At 69.8% G+C, this 13,484-nt stretch carries 16 protein-coding genes; 10 read left to right on the top strand and 6 right to left on the bottom strand.

Annotated features, from left to right (window positions below):
* Window positions 1-38: 38 nt before the first annotated feature.
* The 3 genes from PUT80_RS03250 (at window position 39) to PUT80_RS03240 (ending at window position 2,484) form a co-directional block, all read left to right on the top strand.
* The gene (locus tag PUT80_RS03250; RefSeq protein WP_275291044.1) at window positions 39-629 is read left to right on the top strand and encodes a TetR/AcrR family transcriptional regulator; all 591 of its coding nucleotides are present in this window, start codon (window positions 39-41) and stop codon (window positions 627-629) included.
* 574 nt (window positions 630-1,203) lie between these two features.
* A complete protein-coding gene (locus tag PUT80_RS03245) occupies window positions 1,204-1,932 on the top strand; it encodes an alpha/beta fold hydrolase (protein ID WP_275291043.1) in 729 nt (242 codons plus the stop codon).
* 45 nt (window positions 1,933-1,977) lie between these two features.
* Window positions 1,978-2,484, top strand: a complete 507-nt coding sequence (locus PUT80_RS03240) for a hypothetical protein (protein ID WP_037806409.1) — start codon at window positions 1,978-1,980, stop codon at window positions 2,482-2,484.
* A gap of 22 nt (window positions 2,485-2,506) precedes the next feature.
* On the opposite strand, the gene PUT80_RS03235 is transcribed toward PUT80_RS03240, so the two are convergent.
* A complete protein-coding gene (locus PUT80_RS03235; protein WP_275291042.1) occupies window positions 2,507-3,715 on the bottom strand; it encodes an FAD-dependent monooxygenase in 1,209 nt (402 codons plus the stop codon).
* Window positions 3,716-3,796: 81 nt separating this feature from the next.
* Between PUT80_RS03235 and PUT80_RS03230 the strand changes: the two genes are divergently transcribed.
* Window positions 3,797-4,789, top strand: coding sequence for a WYL domain-containing protein (locus PUT80_RS03230; RefSeq protein ID WP_275291041.1), 993 nt, complete (start codon window positions 3,797-3,799; stop codon window positions 4,787-4,789).
* Between the two features lie 3 nt (window positions 4,790-4,792).
* On the opposite strand, the gene PUT80_RS03225 is transcribed toward PUT80_RS03230, so the two are convergent.
* Window positions 4,793-5,431: a TetR/AcrR family transcriptional regulator gene (locus PUT80_RS03225; protein ID WP_037806403.1), complete on the bottom strand. Its 639-nt coding sequence runs from the start codon at window positions 5,429-5,431 to the stop codon at window positions 4,793-4,795.
* 111 nt (window positions 5,432-5,542) lie between these two features.
* Between PUT80_RS03225 and PUT80_RS03220 the strand changes: the two genes are divergently transcribed.
* The 6 genes from PUT80_RS03220 (at window position 5,543) to PUT80_RS03195 (ending at window position 12,031) form a co-directional block, all read left to right on the top strand.
* Complete coding sequence (locus PUT80_RS03220; RefSeq protein WP_275291040.1) at window positions 5,543-7,087, top strand: AMP-binding protein; 1,545 nt, start codon at window positions 5,543-5,545, stop codon at window positions 7,085-7,087.
* 11 nt (window positions 7,088-7,098) lie between these two features.
* Complete coding sequence (locus tag PUT80_RS03215) at window positions 7,099-8,289, top strand: acyl-CoA dehydrogenase family protein (protein ID WP_275291039.1); 1,191 nt, start codon at window positions 7,099-7,101, stop codon at window positions 8,287-8,289.
* The gene (locus PUT80_RS03210; RefSeq protein WP_275291038.1) at window positions 8,286-9,608 is read left to right on the top strand and encodes an MFS transporter; all 1,323 of its coding nucleotides are present in this window, start codon (window positions 8,286-8,288) and stop codon (window positions 9,606-9,608) included. Before PUT80_RS03215 ends, PUT80_RS03210 begins: the two co-directional genes overlap by 4 nt.
* A complete protein-coding gene (locus PUT80_RS03205; RefSeq protein WP_275291037.1) occupies window positions 9,605-10,777 on the top strand; it encodes a serine hydrolase in 1,173 nt (390 codons plus the stop codon). Before PUT80_RS03210 ends, PUT80_RS03205 begins: the two co-directional genes overlap by 4 nt.
* A 50-nt stretch (window positions 10,778-10,827) precedes the next feature.
* The gene (locus tag PUT80_RS03200) at window positions 10,828-11,400 is read left to right on the top strand and encodes a TetR/AcrR family transcriptional regulator (protein ID WP_275291098.1); all 573 of its coding nucleotides are present in this window, start codon (window positions 10,828-10,830) and stop codon (window positions 11,398-11,400) included.
* A gap of 97 nt (window positions 11,401-11,497) precedes the next feature.
* Window positions 11,498-12,031, top strand: coding sequence for a hypothetical protein (locus PUT80_RS03195; protein ID WP_275291097.1), 534 nt, complete (start codon window positions 11,498-11,500; stop codon window positions 12,029-12,031).
* Here PUT80_RS03195 and PUT80_RS03190 read toward each other — a convergent pair.
* From PUT80_RS03190 to PUT80_RS03175, 4 genes are read right to left on the bottom strand one after another with little or no spacing between them, the layout of a single operon-like run.
* Window positions 12,018-12,287: a metal-sensitive transcriptional regulator gene (locus PUT80_RS03190; protein ID WP_134732068.1), complete on the bottom strand. Its 270-nt coding sequence runs from the start codon at window positions 12,285-12,287 to the stop codon at window positions 12,018-12,020. The two genes, PUT80_RS03195 and PUT80_RS03190, sit on opposite strands and share 14 nt — an antisense overlap.
* Window positions 12,288-12,328: 41 nt before the next feature.
* Window positions 12,329-12,496: a hypothetical protein gene (locus tag PUT80_RS03185; RefSeq protein ID WP_162836033.1), complete on the bottom strand. Its 168-nt coding sequence runs from the start codon at window positions 12,494-12,496 to the stop codon at window positions 12,329-12,331.
* A gap of 2 nt (window positions 12,497-12,498) precedes the next feature.
* Window positions 12,499-13,083, bottom strand: a complete 585-nt coding sequence (locus PUT80_RS03180) for a disulfide bond formation protein DsbA (protein ID WP_275291036.1) — start codon at window positions 13,081-13,083, stop codon at window positions 12,499-12,501.
* Window positions 13,080-13,484: a DUF302 domain-containing protein gene (locus PUT80_RS03175; protein WP_275291035.1), complete on the bottom strand. Its 405-nt coding sequence runs from the start codon at window positions 13,482-13,484 to the stop codon at window positions 13,080-13,082. The genes PUT80_RS03180 and PUT80_RS03175 overlap by 4 nt, the downstream gene beginning before the upstream one ends.

The following is a 13,484-nucleotide window of genomic DNA, read 5'->3' as shown; positions in this document are numbered from 1 at the left end:
CATCCGTCGCGGGAGAATACGGGTTAGAGTCTGTAACCATGCCGAAGGTCATCGATCACGATCAGCGACGACGGGAGATCGTCGAGGTCGCCAAAAAGCTGATCATCGAGGGCGGGTTCGAGGCTGCCACGATGCGCAGCATCGTGACCGCGGCCGGGTTCGCGAACGGTGCCCTCAAGCATTACTTCCCCAGCAAGGACAGCATCATCGCGGCGACGTTCGAGAGCGTGCTGCAGGAGACTTCGCAGCGGATGTCCGAACTGGATCCTTCGCTCGGGCCCATGGAGTCGCTGCGGGGGTTTGTCGAGGCGGCGATTCCGTTCGACGAGCATCAGATCGCATCGGCTCGGGTTTTGCTGGTGTTGTGGGAGCATTCCGTGGCTAATCCGGAGCTTGCTCGGCAGTATCGGGATTTGCTCAATAGTTGGCGGGGGGAGTTGACGGTGCGGATCGCTGCTGCTCGGGGGAAGGGGGAGGCTTCGGATGCTCCGGTGATCGGGGTGCTGGCGGATGAGATTATCGCGGTTTCCATCGGGGCTAATGTGACTAGTTTGATGCATCCGGTGGGGGAGGTTGCGGAGCGGTATCGGGGGTATGTGGACGGGTTGATGGCTCGGATTGGGGATTGAGTTCTCTTCTTTTTGGCTCGTCGCCTGGCGGCGACATTGCGCCCGGTCGGTTGCGTGGGGCACCCCGAAGCTTGATTGTGATGACGGTCCGGGGGTGCTTGTCAAGGCGGGAAAGATGCCTTGACAAGCACCCCCGGACCGCATTTTGGCTTCGTATCGGGGTGCGGGGGAGGTGTGGGTGCCTCGCTCGTTGGGTCTATTGGCTGCGGTTTTTGAGGGCCGGGTGTCTCGATTGCTGGGTGTATTGGCTGCAGTTTCGGGCGCGCGGGGTGGGTGCGTGGCTGGGTTGGATTCGGCGGGTGGCGGTTGGGGTGGGGTTAGCGCCCCAATGTGGCATTGGGTGCGTCAGATGCACCCAATGTGGCGTTCGGTGCGTCGCATGCACCCAATGCCGCATTGGGGGCGCATCCCGGCGGGCCGTGAAGGGCTCCTTGAGGGAATCTAGGTCCGTGAAGGGGTCCCTCACGTACGGCGGCGGGCGGGTCGTGAGGGGAACCCTGGGGGAATCAGAGTCAATGAGGGTGGCCCTCACTTAACGCTGGACCAGGTGGCGGGTTTTGTCTACGATTGTAGAATGACTTCCGCGTTTCCGGTCACCCGTACGCTTTCCCGTCGTCCTGTCACCGGGCCTCCGGTTGTGTTGATTCATGGGTTCGCGTCCTCGGCCGCGTGTGATTGGCCTGCGGAGTACTGGGCCGATCCGCTGGCGGCTGCCGGGCGGGAGACGGTTGTGGTGCATTTGCCGGGGCATCCTGGCGGGCCCAAGGTCGCGGAGGCCGAGGAGGTGACCTCGACCTTGGTGGTCGACGCGTTGGCGGAATGTGCTGGTGCGGAAGAGGTCGACGTCGTCGGGTACTCGCTCGGGGCTCGGCTTGCGTGGGATCTCGCGGCGCATCCCAAGGTGTCCGTGCGGCGGTTGGTGTTGGGCGGGTTGAGTCCGCAGGAACCGTTCGCGGCGGTTGATCTCGGGGCGGCGCGGCTGGCCGTGCAGGGCGGGCCGGCGCCGGACGATCCGCTTACTGGGGCGATCACGGCGATGGCGGCGGCGGGGGACGCGGAGTCGCTGCTGAATCTCGTCGAAGGGTTGGCTAGCGAACCGTTCGATCCGGGGGCGGGGGTTCCGCAGGTGCCGACGTTGTTCCTCGCCGGGCGGCAGGACTTCATGGCGCACGGGATCGAGCAGCTCGTGGCGCGGGTGCCGGGTGCGCGGCTGCGGCAGGTCGCGGGGGATCACCGCGGTGCTCTGGTGGGGGTCGAGCTGCGGGAGGCGGTGTTCGACTTCCTCGGGGCCGAGGCCGGCTGAGGCGCCGAAATGGCCTGAGCGGCCCAGTCGTGCCAGCCTGGGGCCATGACGACACCGGCGCAGCTCCGCAGAACCGCCCTGTCCTACCCGGAGACGGCCGAGCTGGCCGTTGACGGCACGGTCGCGTTCACGGTGCAGGGCAAGGAATTCGCCGCCCTGCGACCGGATCGGCAGGTCGTGCTCCGGATGACCCCGTCCGATGTGGACGAACTGCGCGCCGCCCACCCGACCGCCCGCCGCGTCGCCAGGGCGGGGGCCCGGTTGCCGATCGGGGACCTCAACGGGCAGCAGCTCAACCACTGGGTGCGCCGCGCGTGGCTGGCCCGGGCACCGAAGCGCCTGGCGGCCCCGGTGGCTGCGGCCGGGACCGCCGTGGCCGGGGAGGTGGGGGACTTGCCGAAGGCGATCGGCAGCCCGGCCACCCGGGCCCTGCACGGTGCGGGGATCACGACTCTGGCGCAGACCGCCGAGTGGACCGACGCGGAGTTGCTCGCACTGCACGGCGTGGGTCCGAAGGCGGTGCGGCTCCTTCGCGAGGAGGCGCAACACTAGAACTGGGCGTTCGCGGATGCGGTCAGCGGCGCAGCCGGACGGCCGCGGCCATGAGCGGTGTCAGAACGGCGGTTGCTGCGGCCCCGAGCGGGGTGTTCGTGGCGAGGATCCATTTGACCGTCTTCATCGCCAAGGTCAGCACCTCGCTGCCGCGCTGGCGCATCTCGGCTTCGAACCGTTCGACGGCGGTGCTGCGGTCGGTTTCGGACAGGTGCTTCACCAGGCTCGCGGCGTCGCGAATCGCCGCGCCCGCGCCCATTCCCGCGGTGGGCGGGGTGGCGTGGACGGCGTCGCCAAGGGCGGTGATCCGGCCTGCGGGCCAGGGCGCGAGATCGGCGGCCCGGGTGGAGGCGGCGTTGAACCGGAAGGCGGCGACGCTGTCCGGGTCGGCCTTGGCGATGACCTCCAGGGTCCGCTCGGCCCAGCGTCGCTCGCGGAAGTTGTTCAGGAGTGCGGTCTGCAGTTCGCGGCCGCGCAGGGTGCGCAGGGAACCGGCGGGGTCGGGGAGCATCGCGCCCCAGATGTAGGTCGGTCCGGTGGTGACGGACATCCGGAGTTCGGGAGCGTCAAGCGCGGCATTGCCTACTGGGTCGAGGAAACCGACGTAGAGAGCAGCCCCGTGCGGTGCGATGGCGGTGCCGGAACGCGATCGCAAGCGTTGCTGTTCGGCAGGGCTCAGGTCGGCGCGGCGGGTGCGGCCGGAGAATCCGATGATGCCTGCCGGACTGTTCGTCGGGCCGCCCGCCAAGTGCCGGGCGACCACCGAATGGGCGCCGTCCGCGCCTACCACCAGGTCTGCTGAGACGGGTGCGGCATCGGCGAACAACACTCGGGGACCGTCCTCGCTGACACCGGACACCGTGCGGCCCAAGTGCAAGTCGTCGCCGACGGCTTCGGCCAGCAGCGCGCGCAAGGTGATCCGGTCGATGTCCACGCTGCCGCTGTCGCTCAGATCCGGACCGTGCCCGAGAAGCCGGCCGCGGCGGTCCCAGAACGCGTCGCGCTCGCGCAGCCGCAGCGCCGAGCCGGACGCGAGCAACCGCTGCATGATCTTCGGTTCCACCAATTCCGTCAGCGCGGATTGCGCCCGGTCGTCCAGCGTGAGGTGGTAACCGCCGGTCGCGGTCACGTCGGTGTCGCGGTCGAACACCGTCACCTCGAATCCCCGGCGGCGCAAGCCCGCGCCCAGTGCCAGCCCGCCGATTCCGCCGCCGACTACCGCTACTCGCATGTCTGTCCTTCCGCTCTTCCTGGAACGGAACCGACCTTGCCCGGAGTACTGGACATTGAGTGGCCACTACATGATGAGGAGATGGCGAACACCTCGCACCGCGCGCTCCGGTTGCTGTCTCTGCTCGGCTCCGGACGGGTGTGGCCGCTGCGCGAACTCGCCGCGCGGCTCGAGGCGAGCGAACGCACCGTCCGCCGTGACATCGAAACCCTGCGCGGGCTCGACTACTCGATCGCGACCGTGCACGGTCCCGACGGCGGCTACCGTCTCGGCAGCGGAAACACGTTGCCGCCGTTGCTGTTCGACCACGACCAGGCCCTCGCGGTGGCAGTTGCGCTGCAGACCGCGCCCAGCACGATGTTCGGGTTGGGCGACGACGCTTCCCGCGCGCTGGCGACGCTGCACCAGGTCATGCCGCCTGCCCTCCGGGCCTCGATGGAATCCCTGCGCCTGACCCGGCTGCGCAACTACTGGGAGTTTCCCGGACCGCCGATCGATCCGGAGGCGCTCACCGCCGTCGGAACCGCGGTGCGCCGCCGTCGCGTGCTCATCGCCGAAATTCTGCGCCCGGACGGCAGCCGACCCCATCCCGGTGACGCCGGCTTCCAGCCTGCCCACCGGATCGAGCCGCACCACTTGGTCGTCTGGGCCGCGCGGTGGTACCTGGTCGCGTACGACCGCACCGACAGCCAATGGCGAGTGCACCGGGTCGACCGGCTGCGTCCCCGGCCGACCACGGCGCGGTTCGCCGCCCGCGAGCTCCCGGCCGACGACCTGGCCCAGTTCGTGATGAGCACGCACGACCGCGGCGACAGCCCGGAGGAGTGGCCGTGCACCGGCTCCGCCCGGCTCAACCTCCCGGCGGATGTAGTCGCCCGCTGGGCGCCGGGCGGGTCGGTCGTCGAACACCTCGACGGCCAGCATTCGCGGCTCACGCTCGGCGCTTGGTCGTGGGCCGGGATCGCCGGGATTCTGGCCACTTTCGATGCCGAAATGACTGAGGTCCGGCCGGTGGAACTCGGGGAAGCTTGCCGTCGGCTTACCCGGCGGTGGGCCAAAATCGCGGCCGAGTAAGCGTTAGTGCTCCGCTGAATCCGCCCCGGTAGGCGCGGGATCCGGCGGGTCTCCCTCGAAACCGTTCGCCCAGTAACGGCCGCGCAGCGAAAGGTTCTGCAGCATCCCGGTGGCCTCTTCCGCCGACATCGGCGCCGGGTCCGTTTCCAGCCACCAGCGCAGGACGGCCAGCTGTTCCCCGACCCACGCCCTGGCCAGCACGCCGAGGTCGATGCGGGGCTTGACGTCGTGGTGGTCGGCCCGGGACTTGAACACCGAGCACACCGCGTCGATGCGCGCGTCGGTGAACTGCCGGAGCGCCCGGCCGTCGCCCTCGCCGCGCAGGATGAGCAGGTACAGGTCCCGGTTCTCGCGGGCGTGGCGGAACAGTTCCAGCGCCGGTTTGCCGGTGAAGCCCACTGAGGACGCCGGGACCAGCGGGCGCAGCCGTTCGTCCAGTTCCTCCTGGAGTTCGGTGACGACGTGCCGCAGCAGGGCGTCCTTGTCCGGGTAGTGGCTGTAGAACGTCGCGCGGCCCAGATCGGCCCGTTCGGTGATGTCCTCCACCGTCACGTTGGCGTATCCGCGTTCGAGCACCAGCGACACCAGCGCGTCGCGGAGCAGCCCGCGGGTGCGGCGGGTCCGTCGGTCAGTCGTCGGCAAGGGGCCCCCTTCAGTCGTTGCCGGCCCGAGTGTAGCGAACTGTTGACACCGCGACTGTTAATAGACACAGTGTTCAGCATTGGTCAATCTGACGGAAAACAGGGAGTCGGCGTGAACCTGGGCAGCTATGTCACCCGTGCCAGCACGTTCTGGCCCGATCAGCAGGCGCTGGTGTGCGGGGAGCGGCGGTGGTCCTACCGCGAGATGGAGGAGCGGACGAACCGGCTGGCGTCCGCGCTGCTCGCGTCCGGCGTCGAGCCCGGGCAGGCGGTCGCCACCTTCTCCGGCAACAGCGCGGAGCTGGTCGAGACCGAGATCGCTTGCTACAAGGGCGGTTTCCTGCGCGTGCCGATCAGCGCGCGGCTGTCCGCGGGCGAGGTCGAGCACATCCTGGCGGACGCGGACGTGCGGGTGCTGCTGATCGACGCCGAGCACGCCGAAGCGGCACAGAAGGCGGCGGTCGGGACGTCGTGCGCGCTGATCGATTACGACAGCCGCACGCCGGATGCCCGCTCCTATGCCGACGTGCTGGCGGCGGGGTCGCCGGAGCCGGTCGCGGTCGAGGTGAGCGCGGACGACCCGTCGGTTCTGCACTTCACTTCCGGGTCCACCGGGAAGCTCAAGGCCGCGGTGCAGACGAACGGGAACCGGCTGGCGAACATGCGCAAGCGGCTGATGAGCCCGGAAGGCGCGCCGTCCGCGGCGGAGCGCTATCTCGCGGCTGGTCCGATCACGCACGCCACCGGAATGGGTTTGCTGGCGGCCTTTTCCCGCGGGGCGACCGCGGTGGTGCTGCCGCGGTTCGGTGCCGTGGAGTTTCTGCAAGCGGTCGAGAAGGAGCGGATCACCTCGACGTTCGTGGTGCCGGTGATGCTGAACATGGTGCTGTCGCATCCCGGCCTGGGCGATTTCGACCTCTCCTCGCTTCGCTGCCTGCGGGTGGGCGGCGCGCCGGTGTCGCCGCAGCGGTTGCGCGACGCGGTCGCGGCGTTCGGCCCGGTGGTGATGCAGGGGTACGGCCAGGGCGAGACCACCAGCGGCGTCACGGTGCTGACCTGCGCCGACGTGGTGCGCGGGATCGAGGAGGACCCGGAGCTGCTGTCCTCGGCCGGGCGGCCGTTGTTCGACTCCGAGGTCCGGGTGGTCGACGACGAGGGCCGTCCGGTGCCCGCCGGGGAACTCGGCGAGGTGGTGGTGCGCGGGCCGGACTGCGTGGCCGAGTACTGGCACGAACCGGACCTGTCCGCGGAGACGTTCCGCGACGGCTGGGTCTACACCGGCGACATCGGCTACCTCCGTGCCGACGGCTATCTGTTCATTGTGGACCGCAAGAAGGACATGATCATTTCCGGCGGCTACAACATCTTCTGCACCGAAGTGGAATCCGTTCTCTACGAGCACCCCGCCGTTTCCGAAGCGTGCGTGGTGGGCGTGCCCGACGAGAATTGGGGCGAGGCGGTGAAGGCGGTCGTCGTCCGCCGTTCCGACGCGACCGCCGAGGAACTGATCGAGTTCTGCGCGGAACGGTTGGCGCGCATCAAAAAACCCCGCTCGGTGGATTTCGCCGACGAACTCCCGGTGAACCGCAACGGCAAGATCGACCGGCGCGCGGTGCGGGACCGGTATTGGGCGGGCGAAGCCCGGAAAGTCCACTGAGGAGGCCCCGCATGTCCTTCACCCTCACCCCGGCCTACGACGACAACCCGCGGCTCGCGGAACTCGTCGGCCGGCTGCGCGAATACCTGGCGGGCGAACTCGCCGACTACGAGGCCACGCTCGGGCTGACCCCGGAGACCCCGCTGACCCGGGCCATGATCGAGCCGGTGTGGAAACGCTGCCGCGAACTGGGTTTCTACGGCGTCCACCTGCCCAGCGAGTACGGCGGCCTCGACCTGAGCTACACCGAACTGGCCGCGCTCAAGGAGGAGGTCGGCGCGTCCGGCCGGATCCTCTACCACTGCGTCCTCGGCGACTTCGGCGGCCCGCTGCGCGCCGGCGCGATCTTCACGACGGCGACCGAGGAGCAGCGCGAGCGGTATCTGCTGCCGGTCGTCCGTGGGGAACGCGCGTGCTGTTTCTCGCTCACCGAAACCAATGCCGGTTCGGACGTGCGGGCGATGCGCACCACGGCGACCCCGGACGGCGACGGCTGGCGGATCAGCGGCCACAAGGTGTTCTCCTCGGCGGGCCCGATCGCGGACTTCTCCGTGCTGGTCGCCCGGATGGCGGGGGAGGACGAGAGCTACTCGGCCTTCCTGGTCGACCTGGATTCGCCGGGCTGCACGGTCGCCGACGGCGAGGTTCCGATGTCCGGCCAGCACGTCGAGTCCGACATCATCCTCGACAACTGCTACGTCGGCCCGCAGCAACTGCTTGGTAGCGTGGGGGACGGGCTGCGCATCGGGCTCGGCCGGGTCACCACGAACCGGCTGCTGCACTGCCCGACGGTCCTCGGCCACGCCCGTCGCGCGCTGGAACTCACCATCGAATTCGCCCGCACCCGCCAGGTGTTCGGCGGCCCGTTGGCGGCGCTGCAGTCGATCCAGCACAAGATCGCCGATATGGCCACCGCGTACTACGCGGCCCGCGCGATGACGTACGACGCACTGTCCGAATTGGACTCCGGGAGCAAGCCGAGCACGGAGGCGTTCATGTGCAAACTGTTCGTGGCGGAGAACGCCTTCCGCATCGCGGACGAAGCGGTGCAGATCCACGGCAAGGCCGGGCTCGTGCGCGGGGCCGAGGTGGAGTGGCTGTTCCGGCGGCTGCGGATGTTCCGCGTGCTGACCGGATCGTCGGAGATCCAGAAGAACGGCATCGCCAAAGCCCTGCTCCAGCCGTCCGGGACGCAGCGGTGAAGCCCGCCGGGACCCGGCCGCGTCCGGCCGCGCCGGCGGACGGGGCCGCGGGGAGCACTTGGCTGCGCCGCTGGTCGGTGGTGGGCATGCTGCTGCTGTTCATGCTGATCAACTACGGCGACAAGACCGTCCTCGGGCTGGCCGCGCGCCCGATCATGCACGAGTTCGGGCTGAGCCCGTCGCAGTACGGGTTGCTGTCGAGTTCGTTCTTCTTCCTGTTCAGCGTGTGCGCGCTGGCGGTCGGCCTCGCGTCGAGCCGGATTTCGACCCGGTGGATCCTGCTGGTGCTCGCGCTGGTCTGGGCGGTCACGCAGGTTTCGGTTGTCGCCGCGAGCGGGATCGGGCTGTTGCTGGTGAGCCGGATCGCGCTCGGCGCCGCCGAAGGACCGGCGCAGCCGATGGCGCTGCACGCCGCGCACAGCTGGTTCCCCAACGCCAAACGCAACATCCCGAGCGCGCTGATCGTCGGCGGCGGCGCGCTGGGCGGGGCGATCGCGACCCCGCTGCTCACCGTGGTGATCGTGCACTTCGGCTGGCGGGCCGCGTTCCTGGCGATGTTCCTGGTCGGCTGCGTGTGGTGCGTGCTGTGGCTGGTGATCGGCCGCGACGGCCCGGTCGACCGCGCCCCGGCCGGCGCGGCCCCGGTCCCGGCCGCCCGCGTCCCGTACCGGCGGATCCTGCTCTCCGGAACGTGGCTCGGCGGGTTCACCGGAGCGTTCGGCGCGTACTGGACTTCCACGCTGATGGTCGCCTGGCTGCCCACCTACCTGGAAACCGCGCTGGGCTACAGCACCGGCGAGGCGGCGGCGATCGCGACGATTCCGTGGCTGGCCGGGCTGATCCTGACCTTCGCGCACGGCGCGATCACCCAGTGGCTGCTGCACCTCGGCGTGCCCAGCCGGATCGCCCGCGGCATTCTCGGCGGGTGCGTGCTGATCCTGGCGGGCTTGGCGATGGTGCTGCTGCCGACGGTCACGCAGCCCGCGCTGCGGATCGTGCTCATCGCGGTCGCGTTCAGCTTCCACGGCGTCACCTTCGCCAACGGCCAGACGGTCAACAGCGAGATCAGCCCGCCCGCTCAGCGCGGCGCGGTGCTGTCGGTCAGCGTCGCGCTGGTCACCATCGCCGGACTGCTCGCGCCCTACGTCACCGGCAGGCTGGTCGAGGCCGCGGACGGGCCGGCTGCCGGATTCGCGACCGCCTTCGCCATTCCCGGAGTCCTGATGATGGCGGGCGGGCTGGCCGCCCTGTTCTTCGTCCGTCCGGAACGCGACGCCCGGCGCATCGCGGCACTCGCCGCAGCCAAGGAGAAACCGTGACCAATCCGTACACTGTGGACAACGCTTACTGGAGCCGCGGTTACGTCGACCCGGCGTTCGTCCGCCTCGGCATGACCCGCGCCAGGGAAACCGGCCCGACCCGGCGGGTGTGGCGCGGCTCGGGCCCGCGCTGGGACCTGCCCGAGGACCACGACGACCTGGACAACCTGCTCGTCACCCCGAGGACCGGGGACCCGGCCGTCAAGCTCACCGAATTCCTCGCCGCCGCGGAGACCGACGCGATCCTGGTGGCGCACCGGGGAAAGATCGTCTACGAGCGGTACTTCCACGGCATGCGGCCCCACGACGTGCACCTGTCCGCGTCGGTGGCGAAGTCGTGGACCGGGCTGCTCGCCGCGCTGCTCATCGACGAAGGCGTGCTTGACGCCGATCAGCCGTTGTCCCACTACGCGCCCGAACTCGGCGGCACGGCGTTCGGCGACGCCACGATCCACCACCTGCTGCACATGGGCACCGTCATGGACTACGGCGGTCGGCCATTCTGCAAACCCCTTGAAGCGCAACGGTATTTCGCCGCGGTCGGCATCGTTCCCCGTCCGGCCGGGTTCACCGGACCCACGAGCGTCAAGGAACATCTGGCTACCGCGCGGGCCGTCGCACCGCCGGGAACCGAATTCCGCTACGACAACGGCAACACCGAGGCCGTCGCCGAAGCCCTTCGCCGCGTCACCGGGGTCAGCCTCGCCGATCTGTGGAGCGAACGGGTCTGGGCCCGGCTGGGCGCGGAGGAGGACGGCGCGTACTGCCTGGACTCCACCGGGACGGAGATCGCGTGCGGCCGCTACAGCGCGACATTGCGCGATCTGGTCCGGGTAGGGGAGATGCTGCGCCGCGGCGGGACGGTCGGTGACCGGCAGCTCGTGCCGGAACGCGTCGTCGCCGACCTGACCAACGTGCCGCCGGGACCCGCTCAGCGCGCTCTGCCGACCGGTGCCGCGCGGCCGATCGAGTACCACAATTTCTGGTGGGTCCCCGGCGACGGCCACGGCACGTTCGGCGCGCGCGGCATCCACGGGCAGCGGCTGCAGGTCAGTCCGGGACGGGAGCTGGTGATCGCCCACTACGGCTCGCACGTGATGTCGCCGTCCGTTCCGGTGCCGGCGCTGGAAGCGGTGTTCGCCCAGATCGGCGACCATCTGACCGGATAAGACAGACCGTTCTCTCTGCTAGCGTGGGGTTTGTGGTGCAGAAGATCCGGGTGTCCGAAGCGAGGTCGAGGCTGCTCGCGACGGCCACCCGGATCTTTTACGCCGAGGGCCTCCACTCGGTGGGCGTCGACCGGATCGTGGCGGAGGCGAAGGTCACCCGGGCCACGCTGTACCGGCATTTCCCGGGCAAAGAAGACCTCGTGGTCGCGTATCTCCAGGGTGTGTCCGAGATGGAGCGCGAGGGGATCGGCAAGGTCCTCGCGGGAAATCCACCCGCGGCCGACGCCCTGCGTGCCGTCGCCGAGTGGATTGCCGAGAGCATCCAGTCGGCGCACTTCCGGGGCTGCGCGTTCCTCAACGCCGCGGCGGAGTATCCGGACCCTGCACATGCCGTGCACCAGGCTGTCCTGGCGCACCGCGAGTGGTTCCTCCGCACGGTCACGGACCTGCTCGCGCAGATCGGCACGTCCGCACCGGAGCCCGCGGCACGGCATTTCGTGATGCTGCGCGACGGTGCGATGGCCTCGGGCTGCCTGACGGACTCGGCCGAGGTCGGCGACACGTTCCTCCAGGGCGTCGACGGCATCCTGCGGCATCGCCTCGGCGCCGCGGAGCGCCCGTAACACTTCTGAAAGACCGATGGGCGTTGACGCCGCCACTCGGTTGCCGACAAGCTCAGGGAGAACGAACGTTCTATCTCTCTGGGCTCTCGGAAGGATCATCGTGACCATCGTTGACTCGCCCGCCGGAACGGCTCCGGCGTTGCGTCGCCTGTACTTCGTGCGGTTCGCCTTCGCCGTCGTCTGGGCCGCGCTGCTGTTCCTCACGTCCAAGACGGCTGTCGGCCCGATCGGGGTGGTCCTGGTCGTCGCGTATCCGCTGTTCGACGTCGCCGCCGCGGTCGTGGACGCGCGCTCGTCCCGTGCCGCCGGGCTGTACGTGAACATCGCGATCAGCCTGCTGGCGGGGATCGGCCTCGCGATCGCCAGCGCGTCCGGCGTCCCGGCGGTGCTGCGGGTGTGGGGCGCGTGGGCGGTGGTGGCCGGTCTTGTCCAGCTGATCGTGGCCGTCGGCAGGCGGAGGATGGGCGGGCAGTGGCCGATGATCCTCAGCGGCGGCATCTCGGTGCTGGCCGGGGCGAACTTCATCCTCAGCGCGGGCGCGCCGAACCCGTCGCTGGCCACCGTGGCCGGGTACGCGGTGCTGGGCGGGATCTTCTTCCTGGTCTCGGCGATCCGGATCAGGCGAGCGTGAGGAAGAGCTTCTCCAGCTGTTCCTCGGTCATGGCGGCCTCGTTGCCTTCGCTGTCGGCGGAGACGCAGTCGCGCAGGCCGCTCGCGATGATCTTGAACCCGGCCCGGTCGAGCGCGCGGGAAACCGCGGCGAGCTGGGTGACCACGTCCTTGCAGTCGCGCCCCTCGTCGATCATCGCGATGACCCCGGCGAGCTGGCCCTGCGCGCGGCGGAGCCGGTTGCGGACCTGGGTGACGGTGTCCTGGTCGCCGATCATGGCTGGTCTCTCCCTGGTTGGCCGGTGGAAGTCACGAGTGGTCAGGAACGGTTCTTGCGCCACGGCCACGACCGGCGCGGACGCGGTTCGGCGGGATGCCCCGGGCACCACTGTCCGGCCGGGACGGTCGCCTTGACCTGGTCGACGTGCTGGCCGCATCCGGCCCACGTGGTTTTGCCGCAGGTGCGGCACGCGACGGGACGGCACACGGTCATCCTTCCGGGATCGTCGGAGCGCCGGTGCGCGGACGGCGGAATTCGGCGAACGCCGGGACCGCGGCGGTCGTGCGCAGGGCGTCGAGCAAGCTGCGCCCCTCGGCCGGGGCGGGCAGTTCGGTGAGCACCGGGCCGAAGAACGCCCGGCCGTCGATCGCGGTGATCGGGCTTCCGCCGGTTTCGCCGAGCGCGTCCTGGCTCTCCTGGTGCGCACGGCGGACGGACGGGTCCGCGTCGGTGGAATTCGCTTGCTGGGCAAGGTCTTCCGGCAATTCCGCGTCGCGCAAGGCCGCGCGAAGCAGCGCGCTGTCCAGCGGCTGCCGCTGCTCGTGAATCCGGCGGCCGAGTGCGACGTGGAACCGAGCGGCGGCGGCCGGGTCCGCGATCGCGGCGCGGACCCGGCCCGCGTGCAGCGAGTCCTCGACCCGCTGACGGTGGCCTTCCGCGACGGTGTTGCCCTCGTTGAGCACGGCGAGGCTCATCGGCCGCACGGAGAATTCCGCGCCCGTGTCGGCGAGCCAGCGGTAGGCGAGCCAGGCGAACGGGCAGACCGGGTCGCCGTAGAGCACCACGTCGGTCATGTCAGCTCCCGATCGAGCGCGTCGAGTGCGGATTCGAGCCGCTCGGCGGCCTCCGCGGCAACGTCGGCGACGCCTGCCTCCGGCGCGACCTCGGCCATGACGGCGGGGTTGATCGCCTCGACGACCGTGCCCTCGGCCCCGTTCTCGCGGACCACCACGTTGCAGGGCAACAGCAATCCGATCTCGCGGGTCGCCGTCAGCGCGCGGTGGGCGAGCGGGGGATTGCACGCGCCGAGGATGGTGTAGCGCTCCATCCGCTCGTCCAGCTTCTCGCGCATCGTCGCCTGCACGTCGGTCTCGGTCAGCACGCCGAAACCGGCGTCCGCGAGCGCGGTTCGCGTCTTGGCCATCACGTCGTCGAAACCCGCGTCTCGGTAGGTACGGGACAAACCCAGCTCCAT

This window comes from Amycolatopsis sp. La24 (assembly GCF_029087445.1).
GTDB classification, from domain to species: domain Bacteria; phylum Actinomycetota; class Actinomycetes; order Mycobacteriales; family Pseudonocardiaceae; genus Amycolatopsis; species Amycolatopsis nivea.
This window is presented reverse-complemented; position numbering and strand designations above follow the sequence as displayed.

What these genes read in the sequence shown, in the direction of transcription:
- PUT80_RS03250 (WP_275291044.1), top strand. Translation starts at nt 39, where the DNA reads ATGCCGAAGGTCATCGATCACGATCAGCGACGACGGGAGATCGTCGAG.
- PUT80_RS03245 (WP_275291043.1), top strand. Translation starts at nt 1,204, where the DNA reads ATGACTTCCGCGTTTCCGGTCACCCGTACGCTTTCCCGTCGTCCTGTC.
- PUT80_RS03240 (WP_037806409.1), top strand. Translation starts at nt 1,978, where the DNA reads ATGACGACACCGGCGCAGCTCCGCAGAACCGCCCTGTCCTACCCGGAG.
- PUT80_RS03235 (WP_275291042.1), bottom strand. Translation starts at nt 3,715, where the DNA reads ATGCGAGTAGCGGTAGTCGGCGGCGGAATCGGCGGGCTGGCACTGGGC.
- PUT80_RS03230 (WP_275291041.1), top strand. Translation starts at nt 3,797, where the DNA reads ATGGCGAACACCTCGCACCGCGCGCTCCGGTTGCTGTCTCTGCTCGGC.
- PUT80_RS03215 (WP_275291039.1), top strand. Translation starts at nt 7,099, where the DNA reads ATGTCCTTCACCCTCACCCCGGCCTACGACGACAACCCGCGGCTCGCG.
- PUT80_RS03190 (WP_134732068.1), bottom strand. Translation starts at nt 12,287, where the DNA reads ATGATCGGCGACCAGGACACCGTCACCCAGGTCCGCAACCGGCTCCGC.
- PUT80_RS03180 (WP_275291036.1), bottom strand. Translation starts at nt 13,083, where the DNA reads ATGACCGACGTGGTGCTCTACGGCGACCCGGTCTGCCCGTTCGCCTGG.
- PUT80_RS03175 (WP_275291035.1), bottom strand. Translation starts at nt 13,484, where the DNA reads ATGGAGCTGGGTTTGTCCCGTACCTACCGAGACGCGGGTTTCGACGAC.